This window comes from Jeotgalibacillus haloalkalitolerans, assembly GCF_034427455.1.
Lineage (GTDB): Bacteria > Bacillota > Bacilli > Bacillales > Jeotgalibacillaceae > Jeotgalibacillus > Jeotgalibacillus haloalkalitolerans.
The window spans coordinates 170,987-189,386 of sequence record NZ_JAXQNN010000005.1; the positions used below are offsets into that span (position 1 = coordinate 170,987).

Below are 18,400 nucleotides of genomic sequence, written 5' to 3' on the forward strand. Positions count from 1 at the left end.
TTAAGTAACTAAAAGACGGTTTCTCAAGTGCATGCAGAGTTTGGTGCGGTTCACAGGCTTAGTTGTCGCTGTTTCAACTTGGCATGTAGCAATCCAGCTCCGGGACGTAGCGATACGCCCGGAACCTGCAGCAATCATCCATCAAAGATGTAGCAATCGCATATTTTTGTTGTTATCTCCGCCTATTAAAAAACACCAGCTAAAAAAAGCTGGTGAGACATCATTTTATAGCCCTTTAACTACCTCTGAAATTTTTTCAGGAGGATACGGCTTGGTCAGGTAGTGAGTGACATTGTATTGCTGTATTTTTTCATGATCTGCGTCCAGCGCAGAGGACACGATAATTGGCAAATGTTCATTCTCCGGCTGGCTGCGAATTTGCCCGATAACATCCCACCCGCTCAGGTCATCACCCAGCATCAAATCCACAATGACACCTGTAAAAGTCTGGTTCGCCACCGCATCAACTGCGCGCTCAGGCTGAAAATGATGAACAACCGAAAAGCCACTCGACTTTAGTTCATCTGCAATTAATAGAGCAAGACTTGGATCATCCTCCAGTACAAGTATGGTATTCTCCCCCGTCATTGTATGACTCTCATTTTCGCTAATCAGCGGAAGTTCAACATGAAACGCAGCACCTTTACCTTCTTCACTCGTCACAAAGATATGACCCATATGTTTTTCAACAATTTCTTTACAGATTGCCAGCCCAAGACCGGTACCGCCGATTTTACGGCTTTCACTATTATCAATCCGCTTGAACTTCTGGAAGAGTTTGCTGACTTCATTTTCAGGTATTCCGATTCCCTGGTCTTCTATAACAAAAGACGCTAAGCTTTGGTCAGCATGCAGACTGACAGTGATATCCCCACCATCAGGTGAAAATTTCACAGCATTATTCAACAGATTGGTCATAACCTGCGTTAATCTCTCTCTGTCCCCTTTAATCATGCTGTTTTCCATTTGATCACGTAAAATTAATGCGTGTGATGATGGTATACTCACTTTTTCAAGAACCTCCATCACAAGCTCATTCAATTTAATTTCTTCCATATGATATTCCTGCTTACCTGATTCCATCCGCTGCAGATCCAGGAAGTCATTGATCAGGTTTGTCAGCCTTTTCGCTTCCTTATGAATCGTCTCAATATAACGCTTCTGCTTTTCAGGCTTCATCTCTTTTGTTAAAAGAAGTTCTGCAAAACCGAGTACGCTTGAAAGCGGAGTTCTTAATTCATGACTGACTGTGCTGACAAGCTCCGATTTCATTCTGTCAACTTCATAATCTTTCGTAATATCACGATGTACAAAAATGGTTCCTGTCCATTCTTTATCACGATAGACAGACATGCCATATACATCAAATACTTTTATATGATCATGATCATGATCAGATTTTAATGTATATCTGATTGAACGAGTTCCTTCGAATGCAGATTCAATCGCGGATTCCAAAAATGTTCTCAGTTCATCTTCTTCGTTCACTCTTGAAAGCATCCGTGCAAGCCATTCAGCACATTCAATCTTTTCATCCTCAGAAGGTTCTACTTCAAGCAGTCTGCATAAAGCTTCATTATGCTGGACCATACACTTCTCCTGGTTAATCAGCTGCAGCCCTTCTGTCATGTTATCAAGCATATCCTGTGTCAATTCTCTCGCGTACTTAATTTCATCGAAAGCGAGCAGTCGCTGAAATGCGATAGACATCCGCTGAACAAGCCCCTCAATTTCTTTACATTCAGTCTCTTCGAATGGTCTGCCAAATCGATTCGCTCTGAAGATCCCGATCAGTTCACCAGATGCACCGGTAATCTCAGCAGTCAGGTCATATACATAACTCTTTGGTGTATGTAGACCGTCTTCCTCAGGTCTCGCCAGTCTTTTACGTATTCTCAGACCGCCTTCAGCCTGATGAAAAGGCCCATTTACAATCTGCTGAATTTTCTCTGTTGAAACATTGATGGCAGAATAAGCGGAGTGATCTGCCATATACATCATGATCTGATCAAAAGCATACAGCCTGTTCATATACTGAACCATATCATCAAGGAACTTATAGCGATTTGATGTACTGGATAAAACACGATTCAAATCATTAAATAGCTCAAGCCGCCCTTTTGTTTCCTGCGTCTCTAGTAAAGTTGCAGCCAGCTGATCCTGCTGCTCATGCATCGCTTCCTGTTGAGCGAGCAGTTCTTCATTCTGTGCATGCAGTTCTTCTTCGTTATGCTGAAGAAAAGCTGTCATGTCGATAAAACTTGAAGTCAAAGCGCCCAGTTCGTCATTGCGCTCAGATTTTTCAATATCAGGTTTTCTGCCCTCCCTGATATCATTGGCAGCAACATGCAGTTTTTCGATCGGTTTAATGATAGATGCGATGACTTTCCACATAAATATAACCAGAATCAGAATCAGCACGCCTGTAATGGCTAATGAGAAAATAAATGAAGACAGCATGTTTTCAATGGATTCTCTTGAGACTTCATCGAGTCTCTGCTCAGATTCCGTCTCCACTTCTTTTGTATAACTCACAAAATCATTTACGGTAATATTCAATCCCGTTTGAGATAGCTCACGCAAACCTTCATAATCTCCAGCCTCTGCAAGCGCAATTGCAGCAGGAAGATTATTATTTTCATAATCCTCCATAAAACTGGTTAATTCATTTATTAGCAGCTGTTCCTCTGAAGTCAGATCAAGACTGCTGAATTCAGCAACTGCATCTTGGTACCTGTTCAGCGCGTCTGCCAGGCGTTCACGCTCCAAAGCAGATTGAAAAGCGTAGACACCACGCGCTCTGAAAAACACATCATTTAAAGCATCAGCCAGTTCTGAAGCCGCTTCCTGTCTTTCATAAATGTCCTGATGCTCTTCAAGCAGCTGATTCTGCTGCTGATTAATAAAGAACCCCACAATCAAAAAGCTGAGGAATACTGTAATGAAGACACCGGATGCAATAAATAAATATTTACTTCTCATGGTTTTCATCCGTTACTTTGCTCCATTAATCATATTTTCTACAAAATCACTCAGTTCAACCGGGCTGAACGGTTTTGCCATAAAATAGTCTGCTCCCGCTGCTTCCAGCGCTTCCCGATCTTCCTTTTGTGTTTTTGCAGTCAGCATTAAAATGCGCAGACTGCTTTTGACGGTCGGATCTAAACGCTCAAGCACATCACGTCCGGAAAGGCCCGGCATCATATAATCCAGAATGACAAAATCATATTCCCCGCTGCTCAGCTTTTGATACGCTTCATTGCCATCCACTGCTGTATCAATGTCAATTTCAAGGTTTTCCAATGTATCTTCAATCAGCATTCTCAGAATTTCCTCATCATCTGCAATTAGTAATTTATTCAACTGATTTCCTCCTTTTCACGCTTGGCTGGTTTAGTGATTCTGCTCAGACGTATCAGCTGATGCATGTGAACTGTACCTGCAAGCTCTGCTGTTTCACTAGTTAAATCAAATTGATAGCTGTTGAGATTTGATTTGACTCTGTCAAAATCATTACTCAGCATTAAGATGTCATTCCCATGACTCTTTTGCTGAATTCTGGCCGCCAGATTTACCGTTCTTCCGAAGTAATCCAGCAGATCATTCGCATTCACTGCGATCACCGGTCCTGAAGTAAGCCCAAGCTTTATAGATAGCTGCACCTGCTGTTCCAGATTGAATTGATCAATCCCATCCTGAATATCAAGGGCAGCCAGACACGCATCCTCTTCCCTGTAAAAAACAGCCATAACCGCGTCACCGATCGTTTTAACAACCGTGCCGCTGTGCGCTTTAATATGTTTCTTCAAATATCTGAAATGCTCACTCACCTGGTGATAAGCGCCAGCATCTCCCTCTTTTTCATATAATGCAGTAGAAGCTTTCAGATCACTGAAAAGAACTGTCATTGACTGCACACCAATCTGCTGATCTGGAGAGAGCACTTCCGAGGAGAAGAGATCTCTGAATAACTGAAGTGAAGTAATTTCAGCCGCAGTAACAGCCTGACCATTCCAATCTGTCTTCTCATACACCACAATGATTTCTTCATCAGAACGATTCATGATCATCAGCGAACCACCTGATGAACTCAAAGCAGCAGTTGGACTGTTCCAGTGTTCCCCGTCAAAAGTGTATGACTGGCTGTTGTCAGACTGCCCCTGCTCCATGACTTTATTATGTTTTAACAGTCTGACTCTTGTACGGCCTTCAGCTGGTGGATATTGCAGCTTTACCTGTGCACCTGGCGAAATCCTTCTTTGCGCAAGTACGTGTGACGATTTCGCAGGACCCGTCAGGCAAAATGTCTGGTCAGTCGCTTTACGCACTGAAGGATGAACTGAGAATTGCATTTCAATATACTGATCAAAGCTCATTTCATAATTGACCCCGCAAAGATCACAGTGAACCTGATCTTTTATTTCCTTCATTGAAGAGACGGTCGTTTTTGACACGCGGCAATTCGGACACATCAGGTGCCATTCCTGCATCAGCAGGCTTTCTTTTACTGCGTAAAGGAATAAAGTCAGCATTTCCTTGCGCGGAAACTGCCATTTATCAGCTATTACATAAGGCTTCATATGAAGCACCTCATCATCGCCGGCTGATTGAAGATGATAACATAATTGCTTTACCTGCTCAGGATAGGGGTGTAATGATAAGAGCTTGTCCGCTATTTTGTTCATTCTTCCCTGATCAATTTCCGGGGGTGATTTAACAGGCATGGTGTCATAGCCGCTATGGTGGTTTGATTCGATATATTTATCAAGATACTTCATAATTTCTTTTATTGATTTGAGTCCCGCAAGAGGAATCGCTGCGTGTCCAAGCACATTTGCAGGTGTGAACCTTGCAGTACCGGTTACCCGGGTGCCATAACTTCCATCAGCAAGCCGTGTCTCAGAATCCTCCAGGGCGACTTCCCATAAAAGAAGTCTGATCGGTCCGCTTTCGTATCGGCGCTCTACAGAATAGACTTCTTCTTTCACCCATTCAAAAGGGTGCTCCCGCCATTTTAAAGGAACTAATCCAAATGCTTTTGCTTTTGCATAACGAAACAACTTCTGATCTTCAAAGGCAGAGTCTGAAAAATCCACTGGAAATAGTCCCGATACACGATTCAAATGCTCAGTATCAGCCAAAAGATCCCATGCTTTTTGTCTCGGTATCGGGTAGTCTCTCTTAAAGACGTACAGTTTTTCTTTCATACAATCCCTCCTCAGTTTTCGTCAGTATACTGTTCTTTCACTTTTATGATTGCATCCAGATTATCGAAAAATGCCTCCACAAGGGCAGGATCAAAGTGCTTTCCTTTTTCCAGACGAATTAATTCCAGAATCTTTTCAAGCGGCCACGCTTCTTTATAAGGCCTTTTAGAACCGAGTGCGTCAAAAACATCAGCAATCGCCACGATCCTGCCATAGAGATGAATGCCCTCTCCGCTGCGGCCGGCAGGGTAACCTGATCCATCCCACTTTTCGTGGTGGTCCCTCGCAATCAATGCCGCAGCCTGAAGGATTTTTCTCTTTGATTTTTTAAAAATACCGTATCCAATTTCAGCATGGTTCTTCATTTGGTTAAATTCTATATCGGTTAATTTGCCCGGCTTATTTAATATGGCATCGGGAACCGCAACTTTTCCTATATCATGCATAGGACTCGCAAGCTCGATCAGGCGCGATTCTTCTTCTGACAGACCACTGCCTTTTGCAATCAGATATGAATAAGCTGCTACTCTTTTTACATGCTGACCAGTTTCACGTGAGCGGCTTTCACCAATATTCCCCATTGTCAGAATCATTTCTTTCTGGGATTCAATCAGTTCAGAGTACAAGATTGCTTTTTCCATTGACTGACCTGTATACGTAGCGGCGAGGGATAAATAAGTCGTATCTTTTTCAGTGAAATGTGAAGGAGAGGTCTGTTTGTTGACTGCCTGGTAAACACCGATCATTTCCTGGTCTGCATTACGGATTGGAATACATAAGATCGAATATGTACGATATCCGGTTTTCTGATCGACTGCCGGATTGAACCGACTGTCTTTATACGCATCATTAATAGAAATTGATTCACCTGAATGGTAGGCAGCCCCTACAAGACCTGAGTCAATGGGGATTTCAATTCTATCAATACCATGGGCAATCTTCGTCCATAGCTTTTTCTCTGAAGGATCTGCAATCCACAGCGTACAGCGATCAGCGAGCGTCAGCCTTCTGCCCATTTCAGCCATTAATAAATGCAGCTGATCCAGGTCATTTTCATGTGCGAGCTTAGATGCAAATTCAAAGATAATTTTCAGCAGTTCTTCTGCAGGAATGTCAATTGATGACCCAGAATGTTTTTTCATACCCGCTGTCCCCTTTTACAATTTTTCATTTTCTCTCTATATTCTATGATATATTAATTATATCAAATTAAAGAATAGAACTAAAGAACTACAAGAGGTGAAAAATGACGCCATTTTCTTATTTATTTCTTTCTCATCTAATTGGGGATTATTTGTTTCAAACAAGCTGGATGGCCGGACGTAAAAAAGATCATTGGCCAGCACTGCTTACACATTGTTTTGTATATACTGCAACGGTTTCAGTGGTTGCATTTCTGACATTCGGCGGGCTGTCTTTATTCGGGATTCTATTTATTTTTATTACTCATGTCCTGATTGATAAGCAGCTGGTTGTGCAGTGGTGGGTTACACATATTATGAGTCCTCCCCCCAGTGAACAGAAATGGCTGACGATCGTTGTTGATCAGACTTTTCATCTGATTGTATTAGCTATTGCTTTATTCCTTTAAAGAAAAAAATAGCGCTGATTGTCTGAGAGACAGTCAGCGCTATTTTTCAAGTGATAAATATTGATTCTGAAATTCCTGTGCCTGTATAGCCTCGCTGTAATGGTAGCCCTGAACAATCTGGCCGCCAGTCTGCTGATATAGGTGAAGCGCTTCCTGCGATTCAATTCCTTCAGCCACCGGTACCGCACCTAAGGTTTCAGCCATCTGAACCAGAGACTGAACTACTTTGAAAGCTCTATTGTCTGAAGTCATTTTTTTAATAAATGACTGATCAATTTTAAGAAAATCCACATTCACATCAACTAAATGGGCCATAGTATTGAATCCTGTGCCAAAGTCATCAATTGATATTTTTATGCCGATGTCCTGCAGCATACTGACCTGAGATACCCATACGTCAAGTTCTGTATTGATTCTTTCTGTCAGCTCAAGTGTAATATATGATGGATCAATTTGATAACTGTGAGTCAAGTGGGCAGTCTCTGTCACGAGGGATCCGTGAACAAAGTGGTTGCCAGAGATGTTCAGCGCGATATTTGTTAGTTCCTCACCCTGCTCCTGCCACTCTGCCTGCTGCCTGAACAAACGTCCAAGTGTCCATCTCTCAATATCTATAATCTGACCTGAATACTCTGCCTGTGGTATAAAACTGTCCGGGTACAGTACGCCCCGTTCAGGATGGTGCCATCTGATAAGTGCTTCAGCTCCAAACAATTCACCGGTCTTGACATTAATCTGAGGCTGGTAATATAGTTTGAATTCATCTGCCCGCATCGCCCTTTTGACTTCATCACTAAATGAAAGCTTCAAGGCTGAGACTGAAGCAGGTGGATTCATGTTCTTTTTACCATCTGAAGAAAACGGCGTATTCTTCGACGCCTTTACAGCAGCACTTCTCGGTGAAAAATAAGCGACATCCAACGTTAACACCCCTTCAGAAACCAGCGTATTTATATTCATTATAACGCACTCTATGATTATTTCATACTATTTTTTCTGAATTTTTTAATAATATTAAACAGGCCTTTATTCATAACTTTTTCGTTAACCATATTTCTTTTGATGCGCCTTTTTCATCGCAAGATATTCTTCATCTTCACGTACCTTGATCCACTTCTTTTCAAAAATCGAAGCAGACTCCGCTTTCTCTTCATCAATATCGCGATCATTGATATCACCGCTTTTATCGTACTTTTTTCCACCTTTATAATTTGCATAACGCCTTGAACGTGTATACCCCATCTGTATAAACTTACGTGCCATATCCATTCCGACAAAATCATTTTTATCCTTGTAATCCAAATACATTTGATAGATTTTTTCAGAGGATTCTTTTGCAATTCCAGGTGTTTTGAAGCGCCAGTGAGGAAGAATCTCGCTTTTATACGGTTCTACAAGGAGAACACCTTGCTCCCCCCGCCCCACTCTATATAATTCAGGCTGTTCCCTGAAATCAATGTTGTCGAAGTCTAAATCGTAATCAAATGCCATTGCTGTCAGCCTCCTTTGTACACCATACCCATTTTAAGAGCTTGGTAAAATAAAGGAGTATAAGAAAAGAGACTGGGACAAATTCTCAGCCTCTTAACCGTTTCGTTGCGTTTCAGGCGAACGCTTTCCGCGGCCGGGCGGTGAGCCCCTCCGGCTTCGCCGTATGACCTGTCCCTTTCCGCGAGCCGCCGATTTCCGCTCCACTACAATTAAATTCCAATCAATATACTGTTTAACTCAACAAAATAGATTGTTTATTCTTCATCTTTCAAGAAATGGCTGCTTTCGTTTTAAGTCTATTCAGTAAGTAACAGCACATGATCACGCCTGCCAGGCTTAATCCGCCGGCTCCCATGAAGAAGTAAAAGAAGGCATTTCCGCCAGCTGTCGGGGAGTTTGCGATCGCAACGCCTGCAACTATAAACATTCCGGCTGTCAGGGACAGCAGCATCATCCATCGCTTCAGGTCAGTCCGGAATGTGCGATATGCAATCAGAAGAACGATATACAACACACTTATCATCATAACAATAGGAAGCAGAGGCTGAAATTTTGCTGCATATACAAAATGATCAAGCTGTGAAATCTGTCCTGCATGCAGTACTTCTCCATTTAACAGCTGGGAAAATGGTGTTGAGTAAGCCCATTCCCATGGGTCGTCGATGATTGCACTTCCCTCATACCATGTTCCTGCCGCTGCAACTGCAAGAAAAGTAATGGCAACACTTAAATGAGTTGAAAACCCCTTCAAGAATCTCACTCCTTTCATGTCTCATTAATTAGAACTACAATTCACATTAATATTACCTTAACATAAATTTCCTGATACGTTCAGTTCAAATTGACATTTTTCCAAACTAAAAACCTGGCAAAAAATCTACATGATTTTTTGCCAGGTTTTATGATTATTCCTCAGTCAATTCCACGATTCATGCCATTTATCTCATAAGCTGCATTGGAATCTGCTGATATTTTTAATTGTTTGTGCTCTGACAGAGGGAACACTCTGCAGGTAAAAACTGCTTCTCCATCATTGACAAAGATCTCTGCAATACTGTGATCAACGATGATATCCAGCTGCTTCAAGTCCTGTGAGAGTGTGACTTCTCTCGTTGTGCCAAACTGCGGCTCTGTTACATGCTTCATTTCCGAACGATCCACTTTTACTTTTTTAGAAGCCTGATCATACGTGAGGATAAACTGTTCCTGATCTGAGCTGAACAGTTCAAGCTTTAAGCCGCTTATCTGTTCTGTATCAAGCTTTGCTCTCCAGGCCTTTTCATCTCCAAGCTCAATATCAGCTGATCCTGATACTTCTCCTTGTGCAACAGTTACACCTTTTAACAGCTCAAGCGACTCAGCCGGACGCTGCAATAAACGATTGCCGCTGCGCACTAATTCACGCGGCAATGTCAGGCAGTGTGCCCATTTGTTTTGATCAGTCGGGAAGTCCACTTCCCCTACACCTGCCCAGCCATACAATAGCCGCTTTCCATCTGCATCAAAGCTTTGCGGCGCATAGAAATCAAAGCCTTTATCAAGCTCGTGATATTCATCCACCTGGAATGACAGACCTTTTATATCAAGCGTTCCGGCTACATAGATTGTGTTGAAGACGTTATGATAATTTTCTCCTTCAGGTTCGATTCCCTGAGGCGAGAAGATCAGAAAGTCTTTTCCGTCAATCTCAAAGTAGTCCGGACACTCCCACATATAACCGGCAAGGTCAATGTCCACTGAAAGCTCCCCAAGAAACGTCCAGTTCAGTGCGTCAGGAGAATCGTAGACAATAATTGCACCGGTCTGATCTTCCCGCTGTGCACCCAGCAGCATGTAGTACTGCCCCTCTTTTTCAAATACTTTCGGGTCTCTTACATGACCTGTATAACCCTCAGGCACACTTTTAATCAAAGGGTTGTGTTCGTACTTACGAATCTCGCCATTCTCATCCATGATTGCCAGACACTGATGTGCATCCCTTGCTTCTGCATCATACTTCACATTGCCTGTGTAATATAAATACAGTTCGTCGCCTACCTGCAGTGAAGCGCCGGAATACGCGCCGTGGGATTCATAATCCTCAACAGGTGTAATGGCCGTGTCGTGTCTCTCAAAACGGGCAAGGTCCTTTGACGATACGTGTGCCCAGTGCTTCATCCCGTGATATGCACCATAAGGATACCACTGATAGAATACATGGTATTTCCCTTTAAACCACGCAAGGCCATTCGGGTCATTTAATAGTCCGTACTGAGGGTGAATGTGAAAGGATGGCTTCCACTCATCATGAGCCGACAGCTCTTTTAAAGCTTCAAGCTCTCCTTCTTCAGCCTCTAAAATTGTTCTGTATTTCGGTTCAGAATAACGGGTCATACTGGTCCTCCTCTTAAACATCAAAGCTTGGTTTCTTCACCTTTCCATAAGCCGCTGTAAATACTGCACCTAATGCAAGCGCTGCTACATTGGCAATCACGTAATGAAGGTGTCCGCCACCAGTGGTAGATACAATCGCAATACCAGGTACTGCTGTTGCACCGAATCCAAGTGCGTTAATATTCAGGAAGAATACATAAGCACCAGCAATCGCACTCGCAAGACAGCCTGCGATCAGCGGAAATTTATAGCGTACATTAATCCCGAACAGTGCGGGCTCTGAAATACCAAATAAAATCGATCCAAAAGATGAAATACCAATTTGACGCGCTTTTTTATCGTGCCAGCGAAGGTAAAGGTAACCAAGTACTGCGCCACCCTGTCCCATCAGTGCTACAGACATCAGCGGCATAATGAAGTTTAAGCCTGTATCTGCGATCAATTGTGCTTCCACAGCGCCAATCACGTGGTGAAGACCTGTAATTACGATCACCTGCTGCACACCTGCAAAAATAACAAATCCAACAACACCAAGGTTTTCAGTTGCCCATAGCAGACTTGACGTCAAACCTTCAGCAAGGAAACGGCCAATTGGTCCAACGATAATGAACAATAGTAAACCTGATAACGTTACAGTTAAAAACGGTGCCAGGAATAACTTAATCATGTCAGGAACGACACGCGTGAAGAAGTTATCCAGCTTTGCTACAACAAGACCCATCAGCAGGGCAACGATAATTCCGCCCTGGAATCCTACAAGCTCTACATTCAATCCTAAAATGTTGATCATTTCAGCATCAACATCACCACTTGCCACTGCATAGGCGTTACCAAGGTCCGGATGAAGCATAATTGCCCCGATGACAAGACCTAAAACGGGGTTACCGCCAAACCTCTTAGTAGCAGACCATACAACGAGCAATGGCAAAATCGTAAAGATTCCCGTAGACATAATCTGAATAAATCGGTTAATACCTGTAATTGCAGGGAACATGTCTACAACTGACTGTTCTCCAAACACCCCAGGCTGACTGAGCAGACCGGTGATCCCCATTAATAATGCAGCTGCTAAAAGCCCCGGGATAATCTGTACAAACACATCTGATAACGCTTTAATCCCGCGCTGAAATGCATTCTGCTTTTTTGCTGAAGCGCCTTTGACATCGCTAAGTGACATGTCATCCATTCCAGCCTGCTGCTGAAATACTTTATAGACATCATTCACAGTGCCTGCGCCAAAAATAATCTGCAGCTGGTCACCTGCAATGAATGCGCCTTTGACAAATTCAAGCTGCTCTATATCTTTTACTGAAATTTTGTCCTGATCTTCTGTGACGATCCGGAGTCGCGTTGCACAATGTGCCGCTCCCTGGATATTTTCTTTCCCGCCTATGAGACGAATGACTTCTTTAACAGTTGGTTCGTATTTTTGAAGCTTTCCACTCATGAAGTTTCTCCTTTCGACAAAGCCGGTTTTATGCAAAAACAGTGGAACCGGTTCCATTTTAAGTCTTTTTATAAGAACCGGTTTTTACGATTGTAGAACCGGTTCCACAACATGAGTTTAAAACAGAAATTCTAAAAATGCAAGACTTTTTGTAAGCGCTATTTTTTTCCTTTTACACTTTCGCCTTCACGGATTTTAAAATGTGGACGCTGAAGCTGATCAACTTCCTCAGACTGCATCAGCTTCACAATTGTAGAAGCTGCCAGATAACCTGTTTCCTGGTAGTCGAATTCAACTGTCACAAGCGAAGGATGAATCATTTTGGATACCGTGTACCCGCCGAATCCGCTGACTGAAATATCCTCCGGAATACGGTAGCCCTTTTCTCTGATTACCCTCATTGCACCTAAGGCAATGGTATCTGTCGCACAAATAATGGCTGATGCCTGTGAATGCTCCAGGCTTTTTTCAGCCGCAAGCATTGCACTGTCAAAGTCAAAACCGCTTCTGAAAAATTGTATATCTTCAGCTCCATTGTCTCTGCAGGCCGTTTCAATTCCTTTTCTCCTGCGCTGACCTACAGCAACATCTGTTTCATCCACCCCGATATACGAGATTTTTTTATGCCCTGCTGAAGCAATACACTCCCCCATTTTATAGCCGGCCTGAAAATCGTCGAATACAATACAGTGGGTCTGGTCTGTTTCCTGGCCGATGATTAACAGAGGTACAGTCAGGGATTCGATCAGTTCAAAGTGTGCAGGTGTGAGTTCCGTTGCAAACAGGATCATGCCATCAACCTTTTGACGCTGAAGATTCTGCAGACTTTCGATTTCTCTTTCAATGCTGTGACTCGTATTACTGATCAGCGTTGTGTAACCGCGGGTTCTCAGCTCTTCATCCATTCTGATCAGGATCTTAGAGGTAACAAACGAATCCAGAGCAGGCGCCACCACTCCCACAAAGCCTGTCTTTCTGGATTTCAGACTTCTGGCGAATGAGTTCGGCTCATAATTATGCTCTTCAATAATCCGTTTGATTTTTTCGCTTGTTTTCTGGCTGATGCGCCCTCCGTTTAAATAACGGGAGACAGTACTTTTTGCAACACCTGCCTGTTTTGCGATGTCATTAATCGTGACTTTCATAAAATCCTCTCCGTATCGTTTCTTTGAATTAAGCATAACGGAAATTGGGGATTTAGGTAAGTGGTGTAGTGAAACAGCAGTTGTAAGAGGATGGCTGAGTGATCGCCTGATGGTGAGGCGCTGGCGGCATTGCGTTCGGTGGCGGCGGACTTTCAGTCATTACATCACCTTGCAGGATGATTCCGCCACCTTTTGCGGTTATTCTATGATCCTCTACACCTATTCCATCACCTTTGATTCACTCTGGTTTTTTCACCTCACCTTTGCTGATGATTCAATCACCAATCTGATTAATTCCGCCACCTTTTTGAGGATTCAAACATGCTGTCTTAACTCACAACCTGATACGAAAAGTCAAAACCCAAGCATCCAAAAAAAGATGACACAAAGTGCCATCTTCCAATCCTGTTATCCATTAATCTCCCCGCATGCAATCCTTGCACCGGAATTCCCTGACGGATCTGTTTTGTAGTCATCAGGACCTTCATGAATCACAATGGCACTTCCATCCTCATCCAGCAGAGAATGCGTATTGTCTTTTTCAAGCGTCAGTTCTTTCACAGTTAATTCAAGGTCAATCGTACCGTCTTCATCAACCTTCAGATTTGGCAGGTCGCCGGCATGGTAACCCTTTGGATTCTCGAACCCGTGCTGCTTCTTTCCGGGGTTAAAGTGACTGCCGGCAGAATCAAATTCAGGTGGGGTACATACACCTGTTTTATGAATATGAACCGCTTTTTCTCCCGGCTCCAGTCCTTTGACAGACAGCTGAATGACGACACCTTCATCACTCTCCTGAAAAGTGGCTGTTCCGATTTTTTCGCCCCCGCTGTTCACCATTTCAGACTCAATCACTGGTACTGCGCTCGCGGGAACTGTACTGTCCTGAAGCATCTGACACCCGCCGAGCCCTGCTGCAATCATGCTGATGACAAGACCAATCGTATAGTTTTTCATAAAAAAGGACCTCCTATTCTAACAATAGGCTGTCCTGATTTTGTATAAATTAAACTACCTTCTTGCCATCGACATGAGTGTGAAACCGATGTTTGCCGGTCTTTCAGCTAAGCGTTTCATAAAATAGGTGTACCAGTCTTTACCAAACGGTACATACACAACCATGTTCCATCCTTCTTCAGCAAGTTCCTTCTGCTTCTCTTCCCGCATACCCTGAAGCATCTGGAATTCAAATTGTTCTTTCGGAATGTCATGCTCTTTTACAACCTGTTTCACAAAATCGATCATGTCATTATCATGTGTGGCAACCTGTGTATAATTCCCTTTCAACAGCTGCGTCTTGACCAGTTTTTTATAGTTTTCATCTACATATGATTTGTTATTGATGTCTACATCACGCGATTCAATATAGGCCCCTTTGACAAAACGGATTGCCGGAGAAAAGGGATCAAGTCTTTCAACGTCAGTCTCTGTTCTGAAAAGATTCGCCTGCAATGCAATGCCAATGTTCTCATGGTTCTCTTTTAATGTTTCAAAAACAGAGATAATATCCTCGCAGTTTTTGTATTCTTCCATATTGATTGTGACAAACACATTATACTTTTTTGCTTCCTTCAGAATTTCATCCATGTTCCGAATCGCAGTCTCTTTCCCAACTTCCAGTCCAACACTGAAAAGCTTGAGTGAGATTTGTGCATTCAGCTTTTCATCTCTGATGGCATGAATGGCTTTAAAGCAGTTATCAACATATTTTTTTGTATCTTCCTCTGTTTTTACAAATTCTCCGAGACAGTCAATCGTAGCACCAATTCCGTTACTGTTTAACTTTTTAACCTGCTTCACCATATCACCTGTTTTTTCCCCGCCAACAAAATGAGAACCGCCAAGGTCCATACCGTTACGTCTTGAAATATCAATGAACAGCTGATTATAAGCCAGAGTTGTAAAGAACTGATTTAAAGCAGATGCAATGATCATGAAAAAGCCTCCTTCTACTTTCAAGTTCTTTACTAATTCCCTAATTGATTCTTTAAAAACAAATGGATTTGAAATTTTCTTTTGACAGCACTGCGTGATAAAATAGGGATTGGACTAAACACTAAAGGAGTGCTAAAAATGGCAAAAACAGGTTACATTGATTTAACAAATGGACATAAAATTTCTTTTGAACTTTACCCTGAAGAAGCACCGGGTACAGTTCAAAACTTTGAAAAGCTTGCGAATGAAGGTTTCTACGACGGTCTTAACTTCCACCGCGTGATCCCTGGTTTCGTAAGTCAGGGCGGATGCCCAAACAAGAATGGTACTGGCGGCCCCGGTTACACAATTAAATGTGAAACTGAAGGCAACCCGCACCGTCATCAGCCAGGTTCACTTTCAATGGCTCACGCCGGCAGAGACACTGGCGGCAGCCAATTCTTCATCGTACACGAGTCACAGCCTCACTTAGATGGCGTGCATACAGTGTTCGGTAAAGTAACAGAAGGTCTTGAGCATGCACAAGGTATGGAACAGGGCGCAGGCATCAACGAAATCCGCGTGAACGGTTAATAAAAAATTTTAAAAAGCTGAGACAATTATTACATTGTCTCAGCTTTTTAAATTGTTTCGCTGCGCTTCAGGCGGACGCTTTCCCCGGGGACGGCGGTGAGACTCCTCGTCGCTGCGCGCCTGCGGGGTCTCACCTGTCCGTCACATCCCATTGGAGTCGCCACCTTACGCTCCGCTACACTTGGATTTCAATATAAATATTGTCTTACGTAATAACCTTTATAAATTGACACAGACTTTTTAATTTCATTCAATCATCCGTATCTGTCCACCAGTACACCAATATCATAAAGAGTATCATCAGAATGCCAGCTACAATGTAGAATCCGTCAGGCACATACTGTCCCCCAAAAAAGCTGAATAGCAAATGATCCCTCCTCACAGCTTAATTGATCTGTAAATAAACCAGCCCATTGAACTGAATAACAGTGTCAGAAAAACAGGCATGACCCCGGCTGACAAATTTGCACTGCCTCCGGTTCCGATCAACGTAAGTTCATATGTAATATAAGCAAATAATAACACGCAGAGGTTCTTTATGACATTCATCATTAATACACCGTTCAAGTATTGCTTCTCTGCATTTTCTTCAGTTATTTTCCCCAAATAATTATAAGTATGTGGCACTCTTTCCAGTGCAGTTAGGCTTCCCCACATGACAAAACCGATCACCGGCAGCATGATTGCACTCCATTTACCGCCAAATCCATCTGCTTCACCGGCTGCATTAAAGTGAATCGGAATCACATCTGAGAGGTTTCCCCATGAAATTGCAAGATATGCTGTAGCCACCACGAGTAAGATCAGCGAAATCAGACTGAATAGTTTTGCCCAAAAAGGTTTTTCGATTTGAATAACTGGTCTGTTTGGATGAAGCATAACATGTCCCCCTTAAATCATCTTACTCTATTATACGATTACCGCCTTTAAACGTTCCCTGCATCTTTATAAAAAGCTTTTTTAATAAAACACTTCGCTTCTCAACATTTTTTCTGAATGATCACTCACTCTTTTTAGTTCGATTTTCGACATTTTCCCAAAAAAATCAGGCTATTTTAAGAAAATAACGATCGATTCAGACATTAGATTATTTCATTAATGGTTTTATTTACATAATAAACATGAAAAAAGATTATACAAATCTTAAAAAGTTCATTCTTAATGTATAAGATTACGAGAAAATTTTCCCGATAAACAAACTCGGATTCCTCTGATAGGATGAAATTGTTCTCAAAATATTACGAAAAAAGGAGTCGGGAAAATGAAGAAAAGAAGTATGCTTATGAGTTTATTGCTTGCGGCAAGCTTATCTGTTCCTTCAGTGGCAGGTGCTGCACCTGATCAGGAAAGAGGTCAGGAAACATTCAGAGTATATGTTGAGGCAACTGGTGCTTCTGCAAAAAGTGCTAAGCAATCTCTGAAAGAACAGTATGAACCCCGCTGGGAATTGAGCGAAAACGGCTTTTCTACTGAAATGAATGAAAAGCAGTTCAACGCACTTCAGAAGAATAAAAATATCAAAGTAACAAAGGTTCAGGAAGTACAGCTTGAAACGGATGTCCGTGCAAGTGAATATGAAACAATGGCCGGGGAGTACCCGACTCAGCAAACACCATGGGGAATTAAAGCAATCTACAATAACCCTAACCAGACAACAACTTCAGGTGGTGCGGGTGTCAATATCGCAGTTCTTGATACAGGCGTTTTCACAAGCCACTATGATCTTGTCAACACTGTAGAACAGTGTAAGGATTTCACACAGTCTACACCACTTGTAAATGGTGCTTGTAATGATGCGAATGGTCACGGTACACACGTAGCCGGTTCTGCTCTTGCTGATGGTGGTAGTGATAAAGCCGGTATTTACGGCGTCGCACCTGATGCAGATCTTTGGGCTTATAAAGTACTGGGCGATAACGGATCAGGTTATTCAGATGACATCGCAGCAGCGATTCGTCACGCAGCTGATCAGGCAACAGCTACAGGAACAAAGACAGTCATTAACATGTCACTTGGTTCTGCAGGTCAGGACTCACTGATCACAAATGCAGTAAACTACGCATACAGCAAAGGTGTACTTGTCGTTGCTGCTGCTGGTAACTCAGGTCCAAACCAGGGCTCTATCGGATACCCTGGCGCTCTGACAAATGCAATTGCAGTAGCTGCTCTTGAAAATCGTCAGCAGAACGGTACATACCGCGTAGCAGACTTCTCATCACGTGGATATGCTGCAACTGATGGTGACTATTTCATTCAGCAGGGTGACGTTGAAATCTCAGCGCCAGGTGCTGCAATCTACTCAACATGGCCTGGTGGCGGTTATAACACAATCAGCGGTACATCAATGGCTACACCACACGTAGCAGGTCTTGCTGCGAAAGTATGGGCTGCTAACCCTGGTTACTCTCATACACAGCTGCGTACAGTGCTTCAAAACCGTGCAAAAGCGAACGATATCCTTGGCGGATACGGCGCTGCTTACGGCGATGATTATGCTTCAGGATTCGGTTTTGCAAAAGTGAACTAATTGACCTGTACGATAGTCAGGTCCGGCATATAGCGGGTTGCCCCTCGCGTTTGCCAAATTCAGCATAGTAACACTCTATTTTACCCCCTTTACACATATTTTAAAGGCTGT

General features: G+C 42.8%; 16 protein-coding genes. 3 read left to right on the forward strand and 13 right to left on the reverse strand.

Going from position 1 to position 18,400, the window contains the following annotated elements:
* Positions 1 to 225: 225 nt before the first annotated feature.
* Genes UFB30_RS13850 through UFB30_RS13865 form a run of 4 tightly spaced genes read right to left on the reverse strand, consistent with a single transcriptional unit; the run spans position 226 to position 6,349 of the window.
* Positions 226 to 2,982: an ATP-binding protein gene (locus UFB30_RS13850; protein ID WP_322422286.1), complete on the reverse strand. Its 2,757-nt coding sequence runs from the start codon at positions 2,980 to 2,982 to the stop codon at positions 226 to 228.
* Between the two features lie 12 nt (positions 2,983 to 2,994).
* A complete protein-coding gene (locus UFB30_RS13855) occupies positions 2,995 to 3,363 on the reverse strand; it encodes a response regulator transcription factor (protein ID WP_322422287.1) in 369 nt (122 codons plus the stop codon).
* Complete coding sequence (locus UFB30_RS13860; protein ID WP_322422288.1) at positions 3,360 to 5,207, reverse strand: adenylate/guanylate cyclase domain-containing protein; 1,848 nt, start codon at positions 5,205 to 5,207, stop codon at positions 3,360 to 3,362. Before UFB30_RS13860 ends, UFB30_RS13855 begins: the two co-directional genes overlap by 4 nt.
* Before the next feature lie 11 nt (positions 5,208 to 5,218).
* Entirely contained in the window at positions 5,219 to 6,349 is a 1,131-nt protein-coding gene (locus tag UFB30_RS13865; RefSeq protein ID WP_322422289.1) for an HD domain-containing phosphohydrolase, read from the reverse strand.
* A gap of 104 nt (positions 6,350 to 6,453) precedes the next feature.
* Here UFB30_RS13865 and UFB30_RS13870 point away from each other — a divergent pair, with 104 nt between their 5' ends.
* Complete coding sequence (locus UFB30_RS13870) at positions 6,454 to 6,798, forward strand: DUF3307 domain-containing protein (protein ID WP_322422290.1); 345 nt, start codon at positions 6,454 to 6,456, stop codon at positions 6,796 to 6,798.
* 39 nt (positions 6,799 to 6,837) lie between these two features.
* Here the strand turns inward: UFB30_RS13870 and UFB30_RS13875 are convergent, their stop codons facing one another.
* From UFB30_RS13875 to UFB30_RS13910, 8 genes are all read right to left on the reverse strand, one after another.
* Positions 6,838 to 7,719 carry an EAL domain-containing protein gene (locus tag UFB30_RS13875; RefSeq protein WP_322422291.1) on the reverse strand — a complete coding sequence of 294 codons (882 nt, stop codon included), beginning with the start codon at positions 7,717 to 7,719 and terminating at the stop codon, positions 6,838 to 6,840.
* Between the two features lie 123 nt (positions 7,720 to 7,842).
* The gene (locus UFB30_RS13880; RefSeq protein WP_322422292.1) at positions 7,843 to 8,289 is read right to left on the reverse strand and encodes a DUF4385 domain-containing protein; all 447 of its coding nucleotides are present in this window, start codon (positions 8,287 to 8,289) and stop codon (positions 7,843 to 7,845) included.
* Positions 8,290 to 8,557: 268 nt separating this feature from the next.
* Positions 8,558 to 9,040 carry a YjdJ family protein gene (locus tag UFB30_RS13885; protein ID WP_322422293.1) on the reverse strand — a complete coding sequence of 161 codons (483 nt, stop codon included), beginning with the start codon at positions 9,038 to 9,040 and terminating at the stop codon, positions 8,558 to 8,560.
* Between the two features lie 161 nt (positions 9,041 to 9,201).
* Positions 9,202 to 10,662: a glycoside hydrolase family 32 protein gene (locus UFB30_RS13890; protein ID WP_322422294.1), complete on the reverse strand. Its 1,461-nt coding sequence runs from the start codon at positions 10,660 to 10,662 to the stop codon at positions 9,202 to 9,204.
* Positions 10,663 to 10,675: 13 nt separating this feature from the next.
* Positions 10,676 to 12,109 carry a PTS transporter subunit EIIC gene (locus UFB30_RS13895; protein ID WP_322422295.1) on the reverse strand — a complete coding sequence of 478 codons (1,434 nt, stop codon included), beginning with the start codon at positions 12,107 to 12,109 and terminating at the stop codon, positions 10,676 to 10,678.
* A gap of 158 nt (positions 12,110 to 12,267) precedes the next feature.
* Complete coding sequence (locus UFB30_RS13900) at positions 12,268 to 13,254, reverse strand: LacI family DNA-binding transcriptional regulator (RefSeq protein ID WP_322422296.1); 987 nt, start codon at positions 13,252 to 13,254, stop codon at positions 12,268 to 12,270.
* A 408-nt stretch (positions 13,255 to 13,662) separates the two neighbouring features.
* Entirely contained in the window at positions 13,663 to 14,211 is a 549-nt protein-coding gene (locus tag UFB30_RS13905; RefSeq protein ID WP_322422297.1) for a superoxide dismutase family protein, read from the reverse strand.
* Between the two features lie 54 nt (positions 14,212 to 14,265).
* Positions 14,266 to 15,189 (reverse strand): proline dehydrogenase family protein, encoded by a 924-nt coding sequence (locus UFB30_RS13910; RefSeq protein WP_322422298.1) that lies wholly within the window; start codon positions 15,187 to 15,189, stop codon positions 14,266 to 14,268.
* 138 nt (positions 15,190 to 15,327) lie between these two features.
* Here UFB30_RS13910 and UFB30_RS13915 point away from each other — a divergent pair, with 138 nt between their 5' ends.
* Positions 15,328 to 15,762, forward strand: a complete 435-nt coding sequence (locus tag UFB30_RS13915; RefSeq protein ID WP_322422299.1) for a peptidylprolyl isomerase — start codon at positions 15,328 to 15,330, stop codon at positions 15,760 to 15,762.
* Positions 15,763 to 16,140: 378 nt separating this feature from the next.
* Here the strand turns inward: UFB30_RS13915 and UFB30_RS13920 are convergent, their stop codons facing one another.
* A complete protein-coding gene (locus tag UFB30_RS13920) occupies positions 16,141 to 16,641 on the reverse strand; it encodes an SdpI family protein (RefSeq protein ID WP_322422300.1) in 501 nt (166 codons plus the stop codon).
* A 382-nt stretch (positions 16,642 to 17,023) separates the two neighbouring features.
* On the opposite strand from UFB30_RS13920, the gene UFB30_RS13925 reads away from it, so the two are divergent.
* Entirely contained in the window at positions 17,024 to 18,289 is a 1,266-nt protein-coding gene (locus UFB30_RS13925; protein ID WP_322422301.1) for a S8 family peptidase, read from the forward strand.
* Positions 18,290 to 18,400: the final 111 nt, after the last annotated feature.